Here is a 23,079-nt window from a genome sequence, read left to right on the forward strand (position 1 = left end):
TCGGTCAGCGGGCGGGCCCGAGCAGCGTCTCGTCGAGGAATTCCCGCACGTGGGCGAGGACTTGGGGGCGTCCTGTGCCCGGTATTCCGACGGCGACATGGACGCTGAAACCGTCGAGGAGGGCGCGCAGCCGGGCGGCGAACCGGTCGGGGTCGACGGCATGGAACTCGCCGCGCGAGATACCTTCGGCGATCAGCGCGACGAGGTCCCGGTGCCAGGCGCCCTCGATGGCTGCCTGCCGGGCACGGGCGTCGGCCTCGGCGTTCTGCGAGCGGTTCCAGACCTCGAGCCAGAGCGTCCAGTGCGGGTCGCGGGGTCCGTCGGGGATGTAGAGATCGACGTATGCGTCGAGGCGTTCGGCGGCGGTGGCCTGCTGGGAGAGCAGGGCACTGCGCTCGGTGCCGAGGCGGCCCTCGCTCCACTCGAGGGTCTGCAGGAGCAGCTCGTCCTTGGTACGGAAGTAGTAGAGGAGATGCCCGCTGCTCATCCCCACCTCACGGCCGAGCCCGGCCATGGTGAGCCCGTCGAGGCCGCGCTCGGCGATGGTGGCCATGGCGGCGACGAGGACGGACTCTCGTGGCGGCGCGATGTTGCGGCGGCGCGGGGCGGGGGTCATTCGGCGGCCACCGGCGCGCTCGGAGCGCGGCCGCATCTCGCGCTGAGGAACACATTCACCCGTATGTTCTACCTGATCTCACCCGTCGTCGACGGCGATCCGGCCGTCCTCGTCCCGGCGTGAGCACAGGGTCGGGGGACATCAGACCCTGGGCTGCTGCTGTGTGATGCAGTGGATGCCGCCGCCGGCGGCGAAGATCGTCCGGGCGTCGACCGGCGTGACCGTACGGCCGGGGTAGAGGCGGCGGAAGATACCCGCCGCGACCTCGTCGCGCGGGTCGTCGAAGGCGCAGAGCACCACGCCGCCGTTGCAGATGTAGTGGTTGATGTACGAGTAGTCGACCCATGCCCCGTCCTCGTCCCGTACGACGGTGGGCGCCGGGACCTCGACGACCTCGATGCGGCGGCCTCGTGCGTCCGTCCGGGACTTCAGCATCTCCACGTTCTCCTTGCAGAGCTCGTGATCCGGATGGGCCGGGTCCGGCTGGGTGTGGGCGACTATCACGCCCGGGCCGGCGAAGGCGGCGACGATGTCGACATGGCCGAGCGTGCCGAAGCCGTGCGGCGGATAGTCCGCGGTCAGGCCGCGCTTGAGCCAGATCGCCCTGGTCGTGCCGAGCTTGGCATGGATCTCGGCCTCGACAGCCTCCTTCGTCCAGCCCGCGTTGCGCTCGGGGCCGAGCTGCACGGTCTCGGTGAGCAGTACCGTTCCCTCGCCGTCGACATGGATGCCGCCGCCCTCATTGACCAGCGGTGAGCTGTGCGCGGGCACGCCGGCGAGGTCCGCGACATGACGGGCGATCTTCGCGTCGTGCTCCCAGCTGGCCCACTCCTGCGCGCCCCAGCCGTTGAACACCCAGTCCACGGCGGCCAGTCGGGTCCCGTCGGTGACGAAGGTCGGGCCTATGTCGCGCATCCACGCGTCGTCCAGGTCGCGCTCGACGAGGTCGATGTCCGGGCCGAGCAGGGCGCGGGCGCCCTCCCCCTGCCCCGGGCCCACGACCACGGTGACCGGCTCGAAGCGGCGTACGGCCCGGGCGACGGACGCCCACGCCCGGCGGGACTCGGCGAGAGAGTCCCCGGTGAAGGTGGCATTGGGACCCGGCCAGGCCATCCAGGTGCGCTCGTGCGGGGCCCACTCGGGAGGCATACGGAACGTCATGTCGTCGGACTCCTAGAGGAAGTAGAGGCGGTTGAGGGAGATCGATTCGGCGGGCCCGGACCGCACCGGGTCGCCGTCGAGCGTGACCAGGCCACTGCTGCCGTCCACCCCGACCTCACCGATCCGGGAGTTGAGCCGCAGATCGGCCGGGCCGATACCGCGTGTGCCGCGCACCGCGACCCGGCGGCGGCGCGTCGGCATCAGGTCGGAGCCCAGTTCGGTCGCGGCCTTCGCCACAAAGGCGACCGAGATGTCAGCCGCGGTCGCTCCGTACGCCCCGAACTGCGGTCCGAGGACGAGTGGTTCGCATGTGTCGGTCGCCGCATTGGGGTCGCCCGTCACCCCGTACGCCGGGAAGCCCGACTTCAGCACGAGCTGCGGCTTCGCCCCGAAGTACTGCGGCTTCCACAGCACGATGTCCGCGAGCTTGCCCACCTCGATCGAGCCGATCTCGTGCGCGAGGCCGTGTGCGATCGCCGGGTTGACGGTCAGCTTCGCCATGTAGCGCAGCACACGCGCGTTGTCGTCGTGCGCCCCGTCGCCCTCCATCGGGCCGAGTTCGGCCTTCATCTTCCCGGCCATGGCGAAGGTGCGGCGTACGGTCTCACCGGCGCGCCCCATCCCCTGCGCGTCCGACGAGGTGATCCCGATGGCGCCGAGGTCGTGCAGCACGTCCTCCGCGCCCATCGTCCCGGCCCTGATCCGGTCCCGCGCCATGGCGGCGTCGCCGGGCAGATCGGTCTTGAGGTCGTGTACGGAGACGATCATCCCGTAGTGCTCGGCGACCGCGTCCCGGCCGAATGGCAGGGTCGGGTTGGTGGACGAGCCGATGACGTTCGGTACGCCCGCCATCCTGAGCACGTTCGGTACGTGTCCGCCGCCGCAGCCCTCGATGTGGAAGGCGTGGATCGTACGGCCGTCCAGGACGCGCAGCGTGTCCTCGACCGACAGGCATTCGTTCAGACCGTCGCTGTGCAGCGCGACCTGGACGTCGTACTCCTCGGCGACGCGCAGCGCGGTGTCCAGGGCCCGCGTGTGTGCGCCCATGTCCTCGTGGACCTTGAAACCGGAGGCACCGCCCTCGGCGAGCGCCTCCACCAGAGGAGCGTCGTGGGACGACGAACCGCGCGCCAGGAAGCCGATGTTGACCGGCCAGGCGTCGAAGGCGTTGAAGGCGTGGCGCAGTGCCCAGGGCGAGTTGACGCCGACGCCCCACACCGGGCCGAACTCCTGGCCGATGACGGTGGTGACACCTGATGCGAGCGAGGCTTCCATGATGCGCGGCGAGAGCAGATGGACGTGGGTGTCGACGGCTCCGGCGGTGGCGATCATGCCCTCGCCCGGCACGATGCTCGTACCCGTACCGACGACGACGTCGACACCGTCGAGGGTGTCCGGATTCCCGGCCCGCCCGATGGCGTGGATCCGGCCTTCGCGGATGCCGATCGACGCCTTGCGGATGCCCTGCACGGCGTCGATGACAAGCGCGTTGCTGATGACGACATCGCAGGTCTCGCGTACGGCGGCGGCTTTCAGGTGCAGCCCGTCGCGCGCGGTCTTGCCGAAGCCGGCCAGGAACTCGTCGCCGGGCTTCTGCGTGTCCGACTCGACGCGGACCACGAGCCCGGAGTCGCCGAGCACGACCCGGTCCCCGGCGCGGGGGCCATGCACGGCCGCGTACTCGCGCGGATCGATTCCGGTCGTGCCGGTACCGGTACCACTGCCGCTGCCGGTCATGAGCGGACCTCCAACTCGTGGTGGGCGTACGGCGCGAGGCGCGAGGCACCACCCGATTCGCGGCGCGGGGTACGGCGCGGGGCGGCGCTCAACGGTCCGCTCCCAGGTAGCCGCAGGCCGCCGCGCGCCGCAGGGCCTCCTCCTTAGCGCCGGGCGCGTCCAGCGGGCCGTCGACCAGGCCCGCGAAACCGATCGCGATCCGGCCGCCGCCGATGGGCAGCAGGCCGACCTCGGCCTCGCCGCCCGGGCCGAAGCGGACGGAGGACCCGGCGGGGACGCAGAGCCGCATGCCGTACGCCGCAGCGCGATCGAAGTCGAGTCGGGGATTCGCCTCGAAGAAGTGGAAGTGCGAGGTGACGCTGACCGGCACGGCCGCCGTGTTGCGCACGGTGAGGCTGAGTGCGGGCCCGGGCTCGGTATGCGGCGGCGCGGGCAGTACGGCGCCGGGCGCACCGTCGCCGAGTCCGCCGCCGCCGATGGGCGCGGAGACCACGGCCAGCCGTGAACCGTCGTCGAAGACAGCCTCCACATGCACCTCGGTGACCACATCCGCCACACCGGGCAGGACATCGTCGGGACCCAGCACGGCACGGGCCGCCTCGATCGCCTCCGCGAGCCGTCGGCCGTCGCGCGCCGCCTCGCAGACGGTGTCCGCGATGAGCGCGGTCGCCTCGGGGACATTGAGCCTCAGGCCACGGGCCCGGCGCGCCCGCGCCAGTTCGGCGGCGCCGAAGAGCAGCAGCCGGTCGCGCTCGGTCGGGGTCAGTCGCACGTCACCACACCTCCTTGTTTGAGTGTCACTCTAACCATGAGTTTCTTTTCACGGAAGCATTGACGGAGGGCCAACGCCTACGTCAGATTGAGCGCCACTCAAACAGCCGAGTCTCAGGGGCACCCTTATGCCGATAGAACAGCGCGGCGTCGACACCATCCCGGACGTGGAACGCACCAGCACGCCACGCGATCTCATCTCCATCCTGCTGGGCTCGAACCTCTGCCTGGGTGTGATCGTCTTCGGCTGGCTGCCGCCGTCCTTCGGGCTCGGTCTGTGGCCTTCAGTGACCTCGATCGTCATCGGCACGCTGGCCGGCATCCTGGTCACGGCCCCACTCGCGCTGATCTCCCTGCGCACGGCGACCAACCTCTCCACGTCCAGTGGCGCCCAGTTCGGCGTACGCGGCCGACTCGTCGGCTCGGTCGTCGGCCTGCTGCTCTCGCTCGGGTACACCGCCCTCACGCTGTGGATCGGTGGCGACGTGATGGTCGGCACCCTGTCCCGGCTGGTCGGGCTGCCCCACGACGGGGCCACCCGCGCCCTGATGTACACGCTGCTCGCGGGCTGTACGGTCGTCGGCGCGATCTACGGCTACCGGCTGCTGCTCCGGCTCAGCAAGGTGCTGTCCATCGGCATGGTGATCCTGTTGCTGATCGGGGTCTTCGCCTACGCGGGCGACTTCACGACGGCCGCGCCCCCCGACACCCCGTACCTGCTCGGCTCCTTCTGGCCCACCTGGCTGCTCGCGGCCGTCGCCGCCGGGCTGAGCGGACCGGTCGCCTTCATCACCCTGCTCGGTGACTACACGCGCTACATCTCGCCGCGGCGCCACAGCACCCGCAAGGTGTACTGGGCGAGCTGTCTGGGCCTCCTCCTGGGCCTGCTGGTGCCGCAGCTGTTCGGCACGTACACGGCGCTCGCCGCCCGCGCGGGGCTGGAGTACGCGGGACCGCTCGTCGACACCGCGCCCTTCTGGTACCTGCCGCTACTGCTCCTCGCGGCATCGGCGGGTTCCATCGGCAACTCCGGCCTGATGCTGTACTCGATGGGCCTCGACCTGGACGCGATCCTGCCGAGGGCCACCCGTACCAAGGCCACCGTGATGGCTGCCATCGTCGCGACCACGTTGGTGTTCATCGGCTCGTTCGCATGGGACGTGCAGTCGGCCATGACGTCCTTCGTTCTGCTGCTGACAGCCATCGGCACCCCCTGGGCGGTGATCACGCTGATCGGATACGTGCGCTGCGGCGGCCAGTACGACCCGGACGCGCTGCAGGTCTTCAACCGCCGGGCCCGGGGTGGCATCTACTGGTACCGGGCGGGCTGGAACGTCAGGGCAACGGCATCCTGGGCCCTGGGCGCGGCGGTCGGCCTGACGGCGGTGTCCACGACGGTCTACGAAGGCCCGCTGCTCGCCCTCACGGGCCGAGTGGACTGCAGCTTCATCCTCTCCGGCATCGTGGGTGGCCTGACGTACACGCTGCTGACTTGGCGGGCTCCGGTCCCGGCCGCGGCCGGCGCGGCCCAGCCGTCCTCGGTCGACGTCGCCGCCTGACGGACGGCGCGGAAACGACAAAGGCCCGCCACCGGTGTGATCCGGGGCGGGCCCTTCGTCCGTACAGCTGCGGCCGGCGTCAGCCCACCTGGTGGGTCCAGCCGTGGATGTCCTCCGCCTTGCCCGTCTGGATGTCCAGGAGCGCCTCGCGCAGGCGCAGCGTGACCTCGCCCGGCTGGCCGCCGGACTGCTTCCATTCGCCGCTCGCGGACTTGACCATGCCGACCGGCGTGATGACCGCGGCCGTACCGCAGGCGAAGACTTCGGTGAGCGTGCCGTTCTCGGTGTCGCGCTTCCACTGGTCGATGGAGACGCGTCCCTCCTCGGACGTGCAGCCGAGGTCCTTGGCGAGCTGGAGGAGCGAGTCACGGGTGATGCCTGCGAGCAGCGAGCCGGTGAGCTCGGGCGTGACGATCCTGTCCCCGTAGACGAAGTACAGGTTCATGCCGCCCAGTTCCTCGACCCACTTGTGCTCGACGGCGTCGAGGTAGGCGACCTGGTCACAGCCCTTCCCGGCGGCCTCGGCCTGGGCGAGCAGGGAGGCGGCGTAGTTGCCGCCCGTCTTGGCGTCGCCCATGCCTCCGGGAACGGCGCGCACGCGGTCCTCGGAGAGCCAGATGGAGACCGGCTTGACGCCGCCGGGGAAATAGGCGCCCGCGGGCGAGGCGATGACGATGAAGAGGTACTCGTTGGCGGGCCGCACGCCCAGGCCGACCTCGGTAGCGATCATGAAGGGGCGCAGATACAGCGAGGACTCGCCGCCGTGCGCCGGGACCCACGCCTTGTCCTGCTGGACCAGCGCGTCGCACGCCTCGATGAAGGTCTGGACCGGCAGCTCCGGCATCGCCAGCCGGGCCGCGGACCGCTGGAAGCGCTCGGCGTTCGCCTCGGGGCGGAAGGTGACGACCGAGCCGTCGGGACGGCGGTAGGCCTTCAGGCCCTCGAAGATCTCCTGCGCGTAGTGCAGCGTCATATTGGCCGGGTCGATCGACAGCGGCGCGTACGGGACGAGCTGAGCGTCGTGCCACCCCCGCCCCTCCGTCCACTTGATCGTCACCATGTGATCGGTGAAGTGGCGGCCGAATCCGGGGTTGGCCAGGATCGCCTCGCGCTCCGCATCGGACAGCGAGTACGAGGAAGGCTTGAGCTCGATCGTGGGCGTCGTCATGAGTGCAGATTCCTTCACCGGTTGTTTGTGACGGACCGCGCTCACGCCGCTGCGACTGCTAGGACGTCCGAGCTCTCCCGCATGCCGCGGCCCACGGTCGATTATCGCCCGAGCGGAGCTGTGCAAGAAACAGGGTGAACGCGGTCCAGGGTTGATGGTGACACCCGGAGGCCGCACAGGAAAAGCCGCCGGGTGCTGACGCGACCCGGCGGCTTCGATGGAACCGTCAGGTCAGCCGGCTACTCGTACCGCGAGCGCGTCGCCGATCTCGTCCGTCGTACGGACCGTGGCACCGTCACGCTCCGCGAGGTCTGCGGAGACGGCCTCCTCGATGCGTGCCGCCTCGGTCTCGAAGCCGAGGTGACGCAGCAGGAGGGCGACGGAGAGGATCGTGGCCGTCGGGTCGGCCTTGCCCGTGCCCGCGATGTCGGGCGCGGAGCCGTGGACGGGCTCGAACATCGACGGGAAGGTGCCCGTCGGGTTGATGTTGCCCGACGCGGCCAGGCCGATACCGCCGGTCACGGCAGCGGCGAGGTCGGTGAGAATGTCACCGAAAAGGTTGTCGGTGACGATGACGTCGAAGCGCTCCGGCTGGGTGACGAAGAAGATCGTCGCGGCGTCGACGTGCAGATAGTCGGTGGTGACCTCGGGGTACTCCTGGCCGACCTTGTCGAAGATGTTCTTCCACAGGTGACCGGCGTAGACGAGCACGTTGTTCTTGTGAACCAGCGTCAGCTTCTTGCGCGGGCGGGAATTGGCACGCTCGTACGCGTCACGGACGACGCGCTCGACGCCGTACGCCGTGTTGAGGCTGACCTCGGTGGCGACCTCGGCGGGCGTACCGGTGCGCAGGGAGCCGCCGTTGCCGGTGTACGGCCCTTCGGTGCCCTCGCGGACGACCACGAAGTCGATGTCAGGGCGGCCGGCCAGCGGGGTCGCGGTGTTCGGGAACAGCTTCGACGGACGCAGATTGACGTAGTGGTCGAAGGCGAACCGCAGCTTGAGCAGCAGCCCGCGTTCCAGCACGCCGGACGGCACGGACGGATCGCCGATCGCGCCGAGCAGGATCGCGTCGTGGTTCTTGAGGGAGTCGAGCTCCGCGTCCGGGAGGGTCTCTCCGGTGCGGTGCCAGCGCTGGGCGCCGAGGTCGTACTCCTTGGTCTCCAGCTTCACGTCCTGCGGGAGGACGGCGGAGAGGACCTTCAGGCCCTGAGCCACGACTTCCTGGCCGATGCCATCACCGGGGATCACTGCGAGATTGATGCTGCGAGACATATCGGCACCCTACTCCGCGTCCCATCCAATGACACTCGACGTCCACCATATGGACGTCCACGGATCGGCCGACACGGCGTGCGGAGCTCGTGTGTGCGCTGCACCGGCTTCCCCCTCCTCACGGTCGAGGCGGAGGCCGACACGACCCCGAAGCCGAGGGTCTCCGCGCTCGCCGGGAGCGGCAGGCGCGTCGACCGCTTCGAGGTCGGGCGCGGTCAGCGAAACGGGCGGTGAGGACGGCGGGTCAGTGACCCGTGGAGCCGCCGTTGTCCCTGCGGTCGAGGGCACGCTGCAGGGCGGCGGCGGCGTTCTTGCGGTCGGACTCGCTCGTACGGGACGAGTGGCGGACGCGGCGGGCGGTCTCAGCGGGCATGATGATCGACTCCTTCAGATCAGAAAGCCACACGGCAATGCCGGTGATGTATCTGTGAGGCGCCGGAAGGGGCGGTGAGCGGTGCCACAGGGGTTGCCTGCGGGGGGCACTGGCTCAGGGCCGCCATTCGCTGGATCGAGCGAGACGTTCGGCTTCTACAAAGCTAGGACAGGTAGGCGCTTCTGTCTCCACAATTACTCGGACTTCCTACTATCTGAGACGGCGATCACCGGACGAGCATCACGCGCTCACCGGGAGAGGACCCTGAGCTCCCGGATCAGAGCCCGGACGGCGAACGTGCGGCCCAGTTCAGGGGTGGTGACATAGCCCACGGAGCGCGTCGGGCGCTCCGGTCCGAGATCGGTGATCTCAATGCCGGCAGGCGCTCCGGTCAGGGAGAGCTCCGGCATGACCGCCATCCCGAAACCACTGCTCCCCATCGAAAGCACCGCTCCGTCATCCTCCGTGTGGTCGGCAAGTCGCTGCGGCTGGAGGGCGTGCTGGTGCGCAGCCACACCGATGTGCAGGGCGAGTTCGAGGAGTTCCTCGTGCCGCATCTGCGGAGCGGGCATCTCTCGCCGGACGTCACGGTGATCGACGGTTTCCGGCGGATCGTGGATGCCTTCATCGGCATGCTGCGGGGCGAGAACCTCGGAAAGATGCTCGTCAGGGCATAGCCGCCGCGTCCCCTTCCGTAACGGGGCGCAGCTCGAATGTGCGGTTCAGCAGGTGTTCACGGATCTCTTCCCGCACGGCTGTGGACCCTTGAGGCCTTTGCCTGGACCCTTGCGCTCGATGTGCCACAGGGGCACTCCAGTGACCGGGGCGGGCGAATGACACCGATCAGTCGTAGGGGTTTCGTGACGTTGGGCGCGGGGGTGGCGGCCGCGGCCGCCCTTCCGTCGACAGCAGGGGCGGCCACCGGGACGATCCGCGCCGCGGAGGCGACCGGGACCATCACGGATGTGAAGCACGTGGTCGTCCTGATGCAGGAGAACCGTAGCTTCGACCACTACTTCGGCAGACTCAGGGGTGTACGCGGCTTCGCCGACCGCAGCGGTATCACCCTCGCCGGCGGGAACAGCGTCTTCAACCAGCCGAACGGCTTCGGCCGCCAGTACCCGTGGAAGCTGAGCGCCACGCCCGACGCCGGCGGCGTGGACGGTGAGACCCTCGCCCAGTGCAACGGCGACCTGCCGCACAGCTGGGCCTCTCAGCACTCCGCCTGGAACAAGGGCCGGCTGGACAACTGGGTCTGGGGCGTCGGCAATGTACGGACGCTGGGCTATCTGGACCGCGGCGACATACCGTTCCACTACGGGCTGGCCGACAACTACACGATCTGCGACGCGTACTTCTGCTCCACGCTGAGCGCCACCGGCCCCAACCGCACGTACCTCTGGAGCGGCAAGGTCGACGCCTCCAGCTCGGACGGCGGCGACGAGTCGGGGCTCACCTGGGAGACGTACGCGGAGACGCTGCAGCGCGCCGGAGTGACCTGGAAGGTCTACCAGAACGCCAAGGACAACTACGGCGACAACGGGCTCGCGTACTTCAAGCAGTTCGAGACGGCCAAGCCCGGCAGCGCCCTGTATGACCGCGGTATGGCCTCGGTGCCCGCCGTCACCGGATCGACCCCGGACGACATCGCCGCCGCGATCAAGGCCGACGCGCTGGCCGGGACCCTGCCGCAGGTCTCCTGGGTGGTGGCGAGCGAGGCCTTCTCCGAGCACCCGTACGCCCCGCCCGGCGACGGCGCGCACTTCGTCGACCTCGTGTACCGGGCGCTCGCCGCCAGCCCCGAGGTCTTCGACTCGACCGTTCTCTTCCTCAACTACGACGAGAACGACGGCTTCTTCGACCACGTCCCGCCGCCGGCGCCGCCCGCCGGGACAGCGGGCGAGTTCCTGAACGGCGTCCCGTACGGACTGGGCTTCCGCGTGCCCATGCTGGTGATGTCGCCCTGGACCCGCGGCGGCTGGGTCAGCTCCGAGGTCTTCGACCACACTTCGGTACTGCGCTTCCTGGAGACGTGGACCTCCGCCATCGGCAAGCCGGCCGCCTGCCCCAACATCAGCGCCTGGCGCCGCAAGGTGACCGGCGACCTCACCGGCGTATTCGACTTCGCCCATCCGGTGTACGGAGTGCCGTCCCTGCCCGGCACGGCGAAAGTCATCGGCCAGAGCACCTGCGGACCACTGCCCAACCCGGTCCCCACGAACAACGCCCTGCCCACGCAGGAGGCCGGTACGCGTCCGGCCCGCGCCCTGCCCTACCAGCCGAACGGCAATCTCGACCGGCTGGAGTTCGGGAGCGGCGGCAAGATCCTGGCCTGGTTCTCCATGGCCAACCAGGGCACCGCGGCGAAGAGTGCCGCGCACCTCTCCATCCACCCCAACGCATACCGCTCCACCGAGCCGTGGCAGTACACCGTCGACGCGGGCGGGACGGCGTCCGACTACTTCAACATCGGCACGGGGTACGGGGCCGGGAAGTACGACATCAGCATGGCCGGGCCGAACCGCTTCCTGCGGCGATTCACCGGCGACGCCACCAAGGCGGGCAAGTCCGTCGAGGCGGCGGCGCGCTACGCCGTGGATAGCGGTACCGGCAAGCAGGCGATCTGGTTCAAGCTGACCAACTCGTCCTCGTCCGCTGTGAAGTTCACCATCACCTCGAACAACTACCGGTTCGACGGCCCCTGGACCTACACCGTGCCGGCGGGCGGCTCCACCGAGGACTACTTCAACGCGGTGGCGTACCAGAACGGCTGGTACGACTTCACCATCACGACGGACGTGGACCCGGCCTGGTCACGGCGGTACACCGGGCACATCGAGACCGGCTCGCCCAGCGTCAGCGGCTGACCGGCAGGCCCTGGAGGCCCACGACGCGGGCGGCCGCTCGTGGGCCTCGGTGTCCCGTCCTGCCGGGTGCACGACCGGGATCCGCGTTACAGCAGGTCGCCCTCACGCCAGTCGAAGAGCAGCGCCGCGGACGGCTCCGGCAGCGGCCGGGCCGCGGCCGGGCGCACATAGGTGGAGTCCTCCTCGTCCGGGAGGTGCACCACGCCGTCGGGGCCGAGCGCCTCGATCCGGCCGCGCCACAGCTGCCAGCCGCGTGCCCGGTACAGCGCGGCTCCGTCGTCGGAGGCGGAGAGCGCCCCGAACTCGTACGCCCCGTCGATCACCCGCTCCAGGGTGTCCATCACCAGGCCGCCGAGCCCGCGCCGCCGCCGGTCGGCGCGCACGGCCATCGCCTCGACGTATCCGATACGCAGCGAGCGGCGGGCGTGGATCACCCGGCGCTGGATCACGCTGCCGTGCGCGACGAGCTCGCCGCCCTCGTAGTACAGCGCGTGGACACCACCCAGCGCGTGGTCCCAGTCCTCGTCGGCGAAGTCGCCGTCGAACGCGTCCGTCAGGAGGCCGCGGATCTCGAGGAGCTCGGCGGGGCCGAGTTCGAAGGTGTGGGCGGTGCGCGGCGACTCACTCATGCACCGCATCCTCCTCCGGTACGCGGCGCGGGCGGACGGGACCCGGCCTCCGACCCTTAGCGCAACCGACGGGTTGCATTAATCACCCGGGAAGTGCAACCATTGGGTAGCACGTCATAGTCGAACAGGAGGCTCATCCCATGAGCAAGGACCGGATCGAACGCGAGATCACCATTGCCGCACCTGTGGAGCGCGTGTGGGCGGTGCTCACCGAGCCCGAGCACGTCGGCTCCTGGTTCGGGCAGGGCAGGCCGACCCCGGTCGACCTGCGCCCGGGCGGCACCATGCAGCTGGATCACGGCGAGTACGGGCAGTTCCCGACCACGATCGTGAAGGTCGACCCGCCGCACCACTTCTCGTACCGCTGGGCCAGCGCCCACCCCGGCGAGCAGGCCGTCGAAGGCAACTCCACCCTGGTGGAGTTCACCCTCACCCCGGACGGGGACGGCACCCGTCTGCGCGTGGTGGAGACCGGCTTCGCCGACCTCGTCATCCCCGAGGACAAGGCCGCCACCGCGGGGTACGAGAGCCACGCGAGCGGCTGGACCGGCCAGATGGACAACATCAAGCAGTACACGGAGCGACTGGCGGCATGACGGAGGACGCTGACCGGGACACCGTGGCGGAGGTCCTGTCCGCACTGGCGGACCCGACCCGGCGCCGGATACTCGACATCCTCGCCGCGCACGGGGAGGCCACCGCCACGGTCCTGGCGACAGAGCTGCCGGTCAGCCGGCAGGCGATCGTGAAGCACCTCGCGGTCCTCGACCGGGCCGGCCTCGTCGCCGGCCGACGGGAGGGCCGGGAGGCGCGGTACACGGTCCTGCCGGCGCGGCTGGGCGCCACCGCCCGGTGGATGGACCGGCTGGCCGGCGAGTGGGACACCCGTCTCACGGCCATCAAGCGCCTGGCCGAGGCCGACCGGGGCGCGGAGGAAGATCCGGAAGCGGATCCGGCACCGGGCGCGGATTCCGCGGCGGGGTGACGGCTTCCCGGACCGCAGCGTTACGACGACACCTTCCGGGTCAGGTCCTGCGCAAGCCGCTCGACCCACTCACCGAATTCGTGCCGGTGATGCACCAGTCCCCCGCACAAGACGCTGACCTGCGCATCGGTGAGCCGGTTCGGCCCATCCATCGACAGTAGCGCGCTCAACTCCCGCATCACGGAGGCCACCCGCACGGCGTCGGTGTGCTCAATCCAGTCGATCCCGTGCCCGGGGCCGAGAGTAGTGGAACCAGGCATCTCACTCTCCTTCCGGCACCCCCTCACAGCAGCCTAAACCCGACGAACGTGGACCGCCCCCGGCCGGTGTGGGGGCCGGAGCGGGGGCGGGGTCACGAGGGGGCGTCGGCCCGGTGGGGGCGTCGGCCGGGTGGGCGGAGATCAGCCCATGTGCGGGTAGGTGTAGTCCGTCGGCGGGACCAGCGTCTCCTTGATCGCGCGGGTCAGCGTCCAGCGCATCAGGTTCTGCGGGGCGCCCGCCTTGTCGTTCGTGCCGGACGCGCGGCCGCCGCCGAAGGGCTGCTGGCCGACGACGGCGCCGGTCGACTTGTCGTTGATGTAGAAGTTGCCCGCGGCGTAGCGCAGCTTCTCCATCGTGTGCGCTGCCGCCGCACGGTCGTTGGCGATGACCGCGCCGGTCAGGGCGTAGTCCGACGCCGACTCCATCTGCTCGAGCATGGCGTCGTACTGGTCGTCCTCGTAGACGTGGACCGCCAGGAACGGGCCGAAGTACTCGGTCGTGAAGACCTCGTTGCCCGGGTCCGTGCACTCGACGACGGTCGGGCGGACGAAGTAGCCCACCGAGTCGTCGTACGTGCCACCGGCGACGATCGTGCAGGTCGGGTCGGCGGCAGCACGGTCGATCGCGGCCTTGTTCTTCGCGAAGGCACGCTCGTCGATCACGGCACCGATGAAGTTCGTCAGGTCCGTGACGTCACCCATCCTGATGCCGTCGACCTCGGCCGCGAACTCCTCCTTGAAGCCGGAGTTCCAGATCGAGGCGGGGATGTACGCACGCGAGGACGCCGAGCACTTCTGGCCCTGGAACTCGAAGGAACCACGGGTCAGCGCGGTCTTCAGCACCGCGCGGTCGGCGCTCGGGTGGGCGACGACGAAGTCCTTGCCGCCCGTCTCGCCGACGATGCGCGGGTAGGAACGGTACTTCGCGATGTTGTTGCCGACCGTCTTCCACAGGTGCTGGAAGGTCTTGGTCGAGCCGGTGAAGTGGATACCGGCCAGCTCGCGGTGGTTCAGCGCCACCTCGGAGACGGCGATACCGTCGCCCGTCACCAGGTTGATGACGCCCTTCGGCAGACCGGCCTCCTCCAGAATCTGCATCAGCAGCACGGCGGCGTGGGTCTGCGTCGGGGACGGCTTCCAGACGACGACGTTGCCCATGAGGGCGGGGGCCGTCGGCAGGTTGCCCGCGATCGCGGTGAAGTTGAAGGGCGTGATCGCGTAGACGAAACCCTCGAGCGGGCGGTGGTCCATACGGTTCCACACGCCCGGCGAGTTGGCCGGCGGCTGCTCGGCGAGCAGGTCACGGGCGTACTTGACGTTGAAGCGCCAGAAGTCGACGAGCTCGCAGGGGGTGTCGATCTCGGCCTGCTGCGCGGTCTTCGACTGGCCCAGCATGGTGGAGGCGGCGAGCGTCTCGCGCCACGGACCGGCCAGCAGTTCGGCCGCGCGCAGGATGATCGCGGCGCGGTCGTCGAAGGACATCGCACGCCACGCGGGCGCGGCGGCGAGCGCGGCGTCGACCGCGTCCTGCGCGTCCTGCTGCGTGGCAGCGGCGAATGTACCGATGACGGCCTTGTGGTTGTGCGGCTGCACGACGTCGACGCGCTCGCCGCCGCCCATCCGCCGGACGCCGCCGATCGTCATCGGCAGCTCCATCGGGTTCTCGGACAGCTCCTTGAGCTTTGCCTCGAGACGGGCGCGCTCGGGGCTCCCGGGCGCGTAGGAGTGAACCGGCTCGTTGACCGGCGCGGGGACCTGGGTCACAGCGTCCATGAGTGCCGAATCTCCTTAATCAGTAGGTCAGTTGGGGGGTTCAGCCGCGGCTGACCAGCGAACGCAGGAAGAACGCGAGGTTGGCGGGGCGCTCCGCGAGGCGGCGCATGAAGTATCCGTACCAGTCGGTGCCGTACGCGATGTAGACACGCATCCGGTGGCCCTCGGCGGCGAGCCGGTGCTGCTCGGCCTCCCGGATGCCGTACAGCATCTGGAACTCGTACTCGTCGAGCTTGCGGCCCGCCCGGCGGGCGAGCTCCTGGCCGATGGAGATGATGCGCGGGTCGTGCGACCCGACCATCGGGTAGCCCTCACCCTCCATCAGGATCTTCAGGCAGCGGATGTAGGCCTTGTCGACCTCGGTCTTGTCCTGGTATGCGACGGTCGCGGGCTCCTTGTAGGCGCCCTTGACCAGACGTACGCGTGAGCCTGCCGCGGCCAGCGCGCGGCAGTCGTCCTCGGTGCGGAAGAGGTACGACTGGACGACGGCGCCGGTCTGCGGGAAGCGCTCACGCAGTTCGGAGTGGATCGCGAGCGTCGAGTCGATGGTGGTGTGGTCCTCCATGTCGAGGGTGACCGTGGTGCCGATCCCGGCGGCGGCCTCGACGACCGTCGTGATGTTCTTCAGCGCGAGGTCGTGCCCGCCCGGCAGGGCCTGGCCGAAGGAGGAGAGCTTCACCGACATCTCGGCGTGGACCCCGAGCTCCAGCGGCTCGAGGGCCTCGATGAGCTCCAGGTAGGCGTCGCGGGCGCGCAGCGCCTCCGCCGGGTCGGTGATGTCCTCGCCGAGGACGTCGAGCGTGACCTCGAGACCGCGGTCGGCCGTGTTCCGGACGACGGGGACCGTCTCCTGGACCGTCTCACCGGCGATGAAGCGGTTCACCACGGGCTTGGTGACCGGGGCTGCCGAGACGATACGGCGCATCTTGTCGCTGCGCGACGCGGCGAGGATCACGGGACCCAGCACGGGGACCTCCACGAGAGTACGGACAGGGCCGGGGCGGAGACGCGGCGGAACAGCAGACAACGCATCCGGAACGGCACGAAGAACCACCGTGAAACCTAAGGATCGCTCCGATCCACTGCCATCGACACCTGTCACGCATTCGTGGTCCGGATCTCAGACATATGTCTGAAGGGGTGCGAGAATGTCGGGGTGAAGGGCGATTACCAAGAGCTGGTCGACGAGATCTCGGCGCTGCTGGCCGTCCCCGCGACGCTGGAGAACCGCGACTTCGGCCTGATCGCCTTCGGCGCGCACGACAGCGACGACGACATCGCGATGGACCCGGTCAGGACCCGTTCGATCCTGACCCGGAAGTCCACGCCGGCGGTCCGCGCCTGGTTCGAGGACTTCGGCATCGCACGCGCGACGGACCCGGTCCGGATCCCGGCGGCCCCGGAAGCGGGGGTCTTCCGCGACCGGATCTGCCTTCCGGTACGCCACGGGGGCATCGTGCTCGGATACGTATGGCTGCTCGACGCGGCCCCGGGCCCCACACAGGCTCAGCTCGCCGCAGCCATGGAGGTCACGGCCAGGATCGGCACGCTGCTCGCCGACGAGGAGCGGGCGGGCACGGATCTGTCCCGTGAGTTCCGCGCGGTCCTGACGGCGGGGGGCGGCTGGCAGTACGACATGGCGGTGGCGGCGCTCCGCGCGGCGCTGGGCGGCGCGAGCGCGGACGGCCTGCACGCGGTGGTGTGCGTGACGCCATGGACCGCGGCCGATGCCCCGTCGTCGCGCTCGCTGCCGGGTGCGGCGGCGCTGTGCACGGTGCCGTGGGAGGCCGGAGCCGGCGACGGCGGCCGGTCCGGGCAACTCGAAACCGGGCCACCGGATACGGCCCCGGACGGGGCCGGGGACCCCGGCAGCGGCGCGAGCACCGGCACCTCCGCCCGGCGCGCCGCGACCCGCGCGCCTCGCGGCAGAGGCGACGCCTCTTCGTCCGGCACCCCGCACCCGCACGACGACCGGTCCCCCCACGGCCACGCACTCGCCGCCCTTGTACGGCTCCGCTCCGCAGACACCCTCTCGCCCGCCCTCACCGCGGCGGACCGGCTCCGCGCCGCCGCGGGCGGGGACGCGGCGACCGCCGGGGTCGCGACGCCCCGGCGTGGCCTCGCCGGGCTCAACACCGCCTGGCTGGAGGCGGCTTCCGCGGCCCGCGCGGCCCGCGCCGAGACCCGGTTCGGGCCGGTCGCCGAGTGGTCGGCCGTCGGCCCGTACCGCATGCTGACCGCGCTCCCCGCGAACACGGCTCACGACCCCGCCGTACGCGAGCTGCTCGACCGCTCGCACAGCGAACTGGCCCGCACTGCCGAGGTGTTCCTCGACTGCGCGGGCCAGGCGGGACGCACCGCGGCGGCGCTCGGCATCCACCGCCAGACGCTCTACTACCGCCTCTCGCGCGTAGAGCAGCTCACGGGCCTGGACCTGGACGACGGCGAGGACCGGCTGCTGCTGCACATGGCTCTGAAGGCGGCACGGCTCTAGATCTGTTCCAGGATCCGCGACTCCATCGGCAATCAGGACAGTTCGTCAGCAGTGGATGAGCAGATCCACAGCTTCCTCAGTCATGACTAGGAGCAGTAGCGGTCGGTTGTACAGCACTTCCGTCAGCCTGCGGGTCGCCGGTTCGACCCGATGGTTCGGCGGTGGCGGCGAGCAGGGCGGTGTCGTCGTCGACCTGGTCGGGGGTGTTCAGCAGCTCCAGGGCCCGTTCGGTGATCTGCTGGGGGTCGGTGCGGGCGGCGGCGGGCAGCGCGCCGCAGGTCTGGCACAGGGCCGCCAGGCAGTCGTCCAGGGACAGCGCCCGGTTTTCCACCAGGCCGTCGGTGTACAGCAGCAGGCTGGTGCCGGGCGGGAACGCCACCTCGCAATCGACTGGGGTGCTGCCCAGTCCCAGCGGCAGCGCCGGGGGCAGCTCCAGGTAGGCGGTGTCGGCGGCTACCAGCAGGGGCGGCAGGTGCCCGCTGGCGGCGTAGCGCAGGCGGTGGCGGTGGGGGTCGTAGACCGCGTACAGGCAGGTGGCGAAGCGTTCGGTGGCGAGCGACTGCAGGTAGGCGTCCAGCCTGGCCAGCACCCGGGCCGGGCCGGCGCCCTCCAGCGCGAGGCTGTGCAGGGCGGAGCGGAGTTGGCCCATCACGGTGGCGGCTTCCACGTCGTGGCCCATGACGTCGCCGATGGCCAGCCCCACGGCACCGTCGGGCAGGGCGAGCACGTCGTACCAGTCGCCGCCGACCTCGGCGCCGCGGTTGCTGGCCCGGTAGTGGCTGGCCAGGCGCACCCCGGGCACCTGGGGCAGGCGGTGGGGCAGCAGGGCGCGCTGCAGGGTCAGGGCGACGCGGCGCTCGTTGTGGTACCGGGTGGCGTTGTCGTAGGCCAGGGCCAGGCGCTGGGCGAGGTTCTCCAGATACTTGTGTTCGACCGCGGAGTAGTCGGTGTGCCGGACCAGTACCAGGGCCCCCAGCGTCTGGTCGTGGGCGTGCAGAGGCAGGGCCAGCACGGCGGCGGACGCCGGGTGCGGGCCGGCCGGGGCTGGGGCGGTGCCGTTGATCGCCTGGGTGGCGGCGGTGGCCAGGGCCTCGCGGGCAAGAAGGGGGGTGCCGGCGATGTATGCCGGGGGCGACTGCGCCGGGGCGGGTGCCGCGGCGATGAGGTGGATGCTGATCTGGTCGGCGAAGTCGGGCATGAGGATCTGGCCGGCAGTCTGCAGTATCCGGTCCGGGTCGAGGGTGGCGGACAGCCGCAGGCCCGCGTCGGCCAGGGAGGCCAGCACAGCCAGCTGGTTGCGGGTCTCGGTCAGGACCTGTTCGCGCAGCCGGGACAGTTCCAACCCGGTGCGGACGCGCGCCAGCAGCTGGCGCGCGGAGAAGGGTTTGGCCAGGTAGTCGTCGGCGCCGGCGTGCCGGCCCCGCACGGATTCCTCCTCGCCGGCGCGGGCGGTGAGCAAGACGATGGGCAGGCGGGCGGTGCGCGGGTCGGCGCGCAGCGCCCGGACCAGCTCGAAGCCGTCCATGCGGGGCATCATCACGTCGCTGAGCACCAGCTCCACCGGCTGCGCCAGGGCCGTCTCCAGGGCGACCCTGCCGTCGGCGGCGAGCAGCAGGTCGTAGTCGGGCTGCAGGAGCTGGGTGAGGTAGGCACGCATGTCGGCGTTGTCGTCGACGACCAGCAGGCGGGCCCGGTGGGGGCGGTCGGTTTCGTGCGGGCCGGGGCCGTGGGGGGCATCGTGGGTCGCGGGGGCGTGCGGAGTGCGTGCCGCGGGGGTGGCCGCAGCGGGGACGGGGTCGGCCGCCAGCCAGCCCAGCGCCTCGTCCGCATAGGCCGCGGCGCGGCCGGGCCGACCGCCTCCGCCTTCCCTGGGGGTTTCCCCGGGGGATCCGGCGCCGGCCGCGGGCGGGTCCGGGCGGGGCCGGTGGGCGGCGGCGAAGGGGAGGTCCACGGTGACGGTGGTGCCCTGGCCGAGCCGGCTGTCCACGCCGACGGTGCCGCCGTGCGCTTCCACCAGGTCCTTCACCAGCACCAGGCCGAGGCCGCTGCCCTCGTGGGAGCGGGAGCGGGCGCCGCGGACCCGGTGGAAGCGCTCGAACAGGCGCGGCAGCTCGTCCGCGGGGATGCCGGTGCCGGTGTCGGTCACGGTCAGCCGGGCCCGGTCGCCGGCCGCGGCCACCTGCACCCGTGCGCCGCCGGTGAAGGTGAACTTCAGGGCGTTGCTGAGCAGGTTGAGGATGATCTTCTCCCACATCTCCCGGTCCATGGACACCGGCTTGGGCAGCTGCGGGCAGTCCACCTCCAGCGTCAGCCCGGCTGCCTCGAAGGCGGAGCGGAACACCCCGGCCAGCTCGGCCGTGGCACCGGCGAGGTCGACCGGCTCGAGGGCCGGGTGCATCTGCCCGGCCTCGGCCCTGGCGACGTCCAGGAGCGTGTTGACCTGCTTCAGCAGGCGCAGGGCGCCGCGCTCGGCCAGCTCCAGCTGCTCGCGCCGCTCGGGCCGGTCCTCGTCGGCCAGGGCCTGCTGGAGCGGACCCAGGAGCAGGGTGAGCGGGGTGCGGAACTCGTGGCTGACGTTGGCGAAGAAGGTGGTCTTGGCCCGGTCCAGCTCGGCCAGCGCCTCCGCCCGGCGGCGCTGCTCGTCGTGGGCCAGGGCGGCCGTCAGTGCCCCGGCCACGGCGGCGGCGAGCACCTCCAAGAAATCCCGGTAGGCCCCGGCCGGCGGGAAGCAGGGATTGAGGCCCACCACCAGGACGCCCTCCACCTGGCCCGCGCAGTGCAGCGGCAGGGCCAGTGCCTGCTCGACCGGGAGCCGGGGGGCCGCGGCGTGCTGCCCGGCCGTGTTGCCGCCGGTGAGCGCGGCGGCCGGCAGCGTGGCAGGGGCACCGTCGGCGACCACCTGCGCCAGCCGGGCCGCGACCTCCGACCCGTCGGCCGCACTCAGCGAGACGCTCTCGGGCGCCGGCCGGAGCCCGGCGGAGGCCGCCCGCCGCAGCATCCCCGGCTCGGAGGCCAGGTACAGGCCCAGGAACGGGATCTCCTCGGGATAGGAGCCCAGCACCTCCGCGACGACGCGGGCGACCTCGCCCGGGGTGGGCAGCCCGACGGTGCGGGCGCCGGTCTCGCTCAGCAGGCGCAGCCGGCGCTCGCCCAGTACCCGGCCGGTGGTCTCGGTGATGATCTGCAGCACGCCGCCGGCGGTGCCGTCGTCCAGCAGCACGGGCTGGAAGGCGGAGTCGAAGTAGCACTGTTCCGGAAAGCCGTGGCGCTCCATGATGAGCGGCTCATCGGGGATCAGCAGGGGCTTGCGGGTGTCGGTCACATAGTGGAAGTGGGAGCTCACGGGATGGACCCAGACCTCGGGAAACACATCCTTGTAGGGCCTGCCGAGCGCCCAGGGGTGTTTGGCGCCGACAATGGGTGTGGAGCCCAGGTTGTACAGCGTGCTGAATTCGGCGCCCCAGTACAGAGCCATCCCGTGCTCAGAGGTGAGCATGAGGCGCAGGGTGTCCACCAGGGGCCCCGGCCAGGACTCGGTGGGCCCGAGCGGCGTCGCCGCCCAGTCGATCCCGGCCAGAAGCTCGCCGAACGCGCCGGCCTTGGCGAACATCCGGGCCGCCGCGGTGCGCGGGTCATCGGGCCGGGTCATCGAGAAATCTTCCTCCTGGTGATCCGCCCGCGCCCTCCCAAGGCCGCCGACGGCCACTCTCTGCGGACCTTCCCGGCAGATCGGACGCCGGATCCGATGGTTCTGGCTACGCCCTTACCAGAATTGCAAGGTTAAATAGTCAAAAGGATGATTTGCCCAGCAGTTTACGCCTGCAGCCGCACGCCGACGGCGGCGATCGTCGACCCGCAGTCCCTGTGGGCGGCCGACACCGTCGGCGCCGACGGTGTCGGCCGGGACCGCGGGAAGAAGGTGGCGGGCCGCAAACGGCAGGGGGCCGCGGGGTCCACGGTGCGCGCCCCGGCTCCTCCAAGACTTCGGCGCAGGCCGGGCGTTGGTACCTTCTCGGCATGCCCTTCTACGTTCATGCTCAGGACAGACCCGGGGTCGGAACCGAGCTGCTCGACCTGGCCGAGGCGCACTGGTCCTACATGGACCGGTTTGCCGATCGGCTCATTCTTCGAGGCCCTACCTTGTCCGACGACGGAGCTGAACACACGGGAAGCGTCCATGTCGTCAACGTGGCCGACCGTGATGATGCGGAGCGGTTCGCGACCGAGGAGCCCTACTGGCTGGCCGGTCTCTACCGACACGTCACGGCTGTCCGAGCAGTCGTACTGCTCCAGCGCGAACCCGCCGAAGGCTCGCTCACATCAGAAGCACCGGCCACACTGATAACGGGCCAGTGGTCCCCGGAACCCCGTGACGTCGGCGACAACGACCCGCAACTGGGCGTCCGTCCGGACAGTCGTTTGAGCTTCGTGGCCGTACTCGTTGACGATGACCAATCGCACACCACAGGAGTCGTCTCGGTCGTCAGCGCCCTCCCGGACGAGGCGCTGAGGATCGTCCAGCCGTTCGCGGACCGACTCACGGGCGAACCCGTGGCTCTCACCGCGCAACGCTGGCGCCGCGGCGGGCGCTCCTAGCCCGGAACCGTCGAACGCCCCGCGTACTGGACGAAGCCGGGTGACACCCGACGCCGGGGACCCGGCAGCGGCTCAGGGGCTCCCGGCGCGCCGGCACCCGGGCCGGAGTCCGCGATTGCTCACGAATCCGCGGACCCCGCACGGGCACCTCAGTCCTTCTTCTCCAAAATCGCCCGCAGCCCGTCCGTCAGGTCCTTCGCCGACGGCGCCGTCTCCGGGTCCGCCATCCACTGGATCATCACGCCCGCCACCAGCGCCTGGCAGAAGATGCCCGCCACCCTGGCCTTCTCCGGATCGGCCTGCGGGTCCATGCCGAGGAAGGCCTCCGCCATCCCCAACCGGCCCTCCAACTGCGGCTCCTTGATGGCCTCGCGCAGCTTCTCGTCGTCGTCGAGCCGCGATACGACCTCCAGTTGGAGCTTCCAGACCTGGCGGCCGGCATCGGCCGCGGCGATGACCTGCTCCCAGGTGTTCTCGAATCGCTCGAAGGGATCCGCCGCCATGTCGGGCGCCTGCCTGTTGGCCGGGCCGACCGCGTCGCCCCACTCCTCGGTCACCGCCAGGAAGGCCTGGTTGAGGAGTGCCTCCTTGGAGCCGTAGTGGTAGCCAATGGAGGCCAGGTTGGTGCCGGAGGCCGCGACGATGTCGCGCGCGGTCGTCCGGGCGTAACCCTTCTCCAGCAGGCAGCGCTTGGCGCCTTCGAGCAGATCCTCACGGTGTCCCATGCGGGCAGCGTACCGCGCGGACATACAACCGTCCTATACATATGTTTTACACGGATGTACTAGACGGGCGTTTAATACGGCCGTACATTT

At 70.5% G+C, this 23,079-nt stretch carries 20 protein-coding genes and 1 pseudogene; 7 read left to right on the forward strand and 14 right to left on the reverse strand.

Annotated elements, in window-relative coordinates:
- Positions 1–4: 4 nt before the first annotated feature.
- The 4 genes from ACWDZ6_RS25335 to ureA form a co-directional block, all read right to left on the reverse strand.
- Entirely contained in the window at positions 5–616 is a 612-nt protein-coding gene (locus ACWDZ6_RS25335; protein ID WP_451504663.1) for a TetR/AcrR family transcriptional regulator, read from the reverse strand.
- A 141-nt stretch (positions 617–757) separates the two neighbouring features.
- Positions 758–1,777 (reverse strand): agmatine deiminase family protein, encoded by a 1,020-nt coding sequence (locus tag ACWDZ6_RS25340; RefSeq protein WP_451504664.1) that lies wholly within the window; start codon positions 1,775–1,777, stop codon positions 758–760.
- Between the two features lie 12 nt (positions 1,778–1,789).
- The gene (locus tag ACWDZ6_RS25345; RefSeq protein ID WP_451504665.1) at positions 1,790–3,514 is read right to left on the reverse strand and encodes an urease subunit alpha; all 1,725 of its coding nucleotides are present in this window, start codon (positions 3,512–3,514) and stop codon (positions 1,790–1,792) included.
- A gap of 88 nt (positions 3,515–3,602) precedes the next feature.
- On the reverse strand, positions 3,603–4,286 hold the full coding sequence (ureA, locus tag ACWDZ6_RS25350) for an urease subunit gamma (protein ID WP_366733435.1): 684 nt from the start codon (positions 4,284–4,286) through the stop codon (positions 3,603–3,605).
- 127 nt (positions 4,287–4,413) lie between these two features.
- On the opposite strand from ureA, the gene ACWDZ6_RS25355 reads away from it, so the two are divergent.
- Positions 4,414–5,844: a cytosine permease gene (locus ACWDZ6_RS25355; protein WP_451504666.1), complete on the forward strand. Its 1,431-nt coding sequence runs from the start codon at positions 4,414–4,416 to the stop codon at positions 5,842–5,844.
- Positions 5,845–5,923: 79 nt separating this feature from the next.
- On the opposite strand, the gene ACWDZ6_RS25360 is transcribed toward ACWDZ6_RS25355, so the two are convergent.
- The 4 genes and pseudogenes from ACWDZ6_RS25360 to ACWDZ6_RS25375 all read right to left on the reverse strand — a co-directional run.
- Positions 5,924–7,012 (reverse strand): branched-chain amino acid aminotransferase, encoded by a 1,089-nt coding sequence (locus ACWDZ6_RS25360; RefSeq protein ID WP_451504667.1) that lies wholly within the window; start codon positions 7,010–7,012, stop codon positions 5,924–5,926.
- Positions 7,013–7,243: 231 nt separating this feature from the next.
- Positions 7,244–8,287, reverse strand: coding sequence for a 3-isopropylmalate dehydrogenase (locus ACWDZ6_RS25365; protein ID WP_451504668.1), 1,044 nt, complete (start codon positions 8,285–8,287; stop codon positions 7,244–7,246).
- Positions 8,288–8,531: 244 nt separating this feature from the next.
- Positions 8,532–8,660: a hypothetical protein gene (locus ACWDZ6_RS25370; protein ID WP_326652808.1), complete on the reverse strand. Its 129-nt coding sequence runs from the start codon at positions 8,658–8,660 to the stop codon at positions 8,532–8,534.
- Between the two features lie 248 nt (positions 8,661–8,908).
- Positions 8,909–9,124: pseudogene (locus ACWDZ6_RS25375) on the reverse strand (LysR family transcriptional regulator); the annotation flags it as partial.
- A gap of 3 nt (positions 9,125–9,127) precedes the next feature.
- Here ACWDZ6_RS25375 and ACWDZ6_RS25380 point away from each other — a divergent pair.
- Both ACWDZ6_RS25380 and ACWDZ6_RS25385 read left to right on the forward strand, forming a co-directional pair.
- Positions 9,128–9,337, forward strand: a complete 210-nt coding sequence (locus ACWDZ6_RS25380) for a hypothetical protein (protein ID WP_451504699.1) — start codon at positions 9,128–9,130, stop codon at positions 9,335–9,337.
- Positions 9,338–9,493: 156 nt separating this feature from the next.
- The gene (locus ACWDZ6_RS25385; RefSeq protein WP_451504669.1) at positions 9,494–11,527 is read left to right on the forward strand and encodes a phosphocholine-specific phospholipase C; all 2,034 of its coding nucleotides are present in this window, start codon (positions 9,494–9,496) and stop codon (positions 11,525–11,527) included.
- Between the two features lie 86 nt (positions 11,528–11,613).
- Here ACWDZ6_RS25385 and ACWDZ6_RS25390 read toward each other — a convergent pair whose 3' ends face one another.
- Positions 11,614–12,156 (reverse strand): GNAT family N-acetyltransferase, encoded by a 543-nt coding sequence (locus ACWDZ6_RS25390; RefSeq protein ID WP_451504670.1) that lies wholly within the window; start codon positions 12,154–12,156, stop codon positions 11,614–11,616.
- Positions 12,157–12,296: 140 nt separating this feature from the next.
- On the opposite strand from ACWDZ6_RS25390, the gene ACWDZ6_RS25395 reads away from it, so the two are divergent.
- Together ACWDZ6_RS25395 and ACWDZ6_RS25400 are read left to right on the forward strand one after the other, a co-directional pair.
- The gene (locus ACWDZ6_RS25395) at positions 12,297–12,752 is read left to right on the forward strand and encodes an SRPBCC family protein (RefSeq protein WP_451504671.1); all 456 of its coding nucleotides are present in this window, start codon (positions 12,297–12,299) and stop codon (positions 12,750–12,752) included.
- Positions 12,749–13,141, forward strand: coding sequence for an ArsR/SmtB family transcription factor (locus ACWDZ6_RS25400; protein WP_451504672.1), 393 nt, complete (start codon positions 12,749–12,751; stop codon positions 13,139–13,141). Before ACWDZ6_RS25395 ends, ACWDZ6_RS25400 begins: the two co-directional genes overlap by 4 nt.
- A 20-nt stretch (positions 13,142–13,161) precedes the next feature.
- Here the strand turns inward: ACWDZ6_RS25400 and ACWDZ6_RS25405 are convergent, their stop codons facing one another.
- The 3 genes from ACWDZ6_RS25405 to ACWDZ6_RS25415 all read right to left on the reverse strand — a co-directional run bounded on the left by ACWDZ6_RS25405 (position 13,162) and on the right by ACWDZ6_RS25415 (position 16,141).
- The gene (locus tag ACWDZ6_RS25405; protein WP_326652803.1) at positions 13,162–13,401 is read right to left on the reverse strand and encodes a hypothetical protein; all 240 of its coding nucleotides are present in this window, start codon (positions 13,399–13,401) and stop codon (positions 13,162–13,164) included.
- 141 nt (positions 13,402–13,542) lie between these two features.
- Complete coding sequence (pruA, locus tag ACWDZ6_RS25410) at positions 13,543–15,174, reverse strand: L-glutamate gamma-semialdehyde dehydrogenase (RefSeq protein ID WP_451504673.1); 1,632 nt, start codon at positions 15,172–15,174, stop codon at positions 13,543–13,545.
- A gap of 40 nt (positions 15,175–15,214) precedes the next feature.
- Positions 15,215–16,141 (reverse strand): proline dehydrogenase family protein, encoded by a 927-nt coding sequence (locus tag ACWDZ6_RS25415; RefSeq protein ID WP_451504674.1) that lies wholly within the window; start codon positions 16,139–16,141, stop codon positions 15,215–15,217.
- A gap of 189 nt (positions 16,142–16,330) precedes the next feature.
- On the opposite strand from ACWDZ6_RS25415, the gene ACWDZ6_RS25420 reads away from it, so the two are divergent.
- The gene (locus ACWDZ6_RS25420) at positions 16,331–17,668 is read left to right on the forward strand and encodes a PucR family transcriptional regulator (RefSeq protein WP_451504675.1); all 1,338 of its coding nucleotides are present in this window, start codon (positions 16,331–16,333) and stop codon (positions 17,666–17,668) included.
- Between the two features lie 76 nt (positions 17,669–17,744).
- On the opposite strand, the gene ACWDZ6_RS25425 is transcribed toward ACWDZ6_RS25420, so the two are convergent.
- Complete coding sequence (locus ACWDZ6_RS25425; RefSeq protein WP_451504676.1) at positions 17,745–21,317, reverse strand: SpoIIE family protein phosphatase; 3,573 nt, start codon at positions 21,315–21,317, stop codon at positions 17,745–17,747.
- Between the two features lie 368 nt (positions 21,318–21,685).
- On the opposite strand from ACWDZ6_RS25425, the gene ACWDZ6_RS25430 reads away from it, so the two are divergent.
- Positions 21,686–22,264: a YciI family protein gene (locus ACWDZ6_RS25430; protein WP_451504677.1), complete on the forward strand. Its 579-nt coding sequence runs from the start codon at positions 21,686–21,688 to the stop codon at positions 22,262–22,264.
- A gap of 149 nt (positions 22,265–22,413) precedes the next feature.
- Here ACWDZ6_RS25430 and ACWDZ6_RS25435 read toward each other — a convergent pair whose 3' ends face one another.
- Positions 22,414–22,989, reverse strand: coding sequence for a TetR/AcrR family transcriptional regulator (locus ACWDZ6_RS25435; RefSeq protein ID WP_451504678.1), 576 nt, complete (start codon positions 22,987–22,989; stop codon positions 22,414–22,416).
- Positions 22,990–23,079: the final 90 nt, after the last annotated feature.

The sequence above is a fragment of the Streptomyces sp. NPDC002926 genome (genome assembly GCF_053591755.1).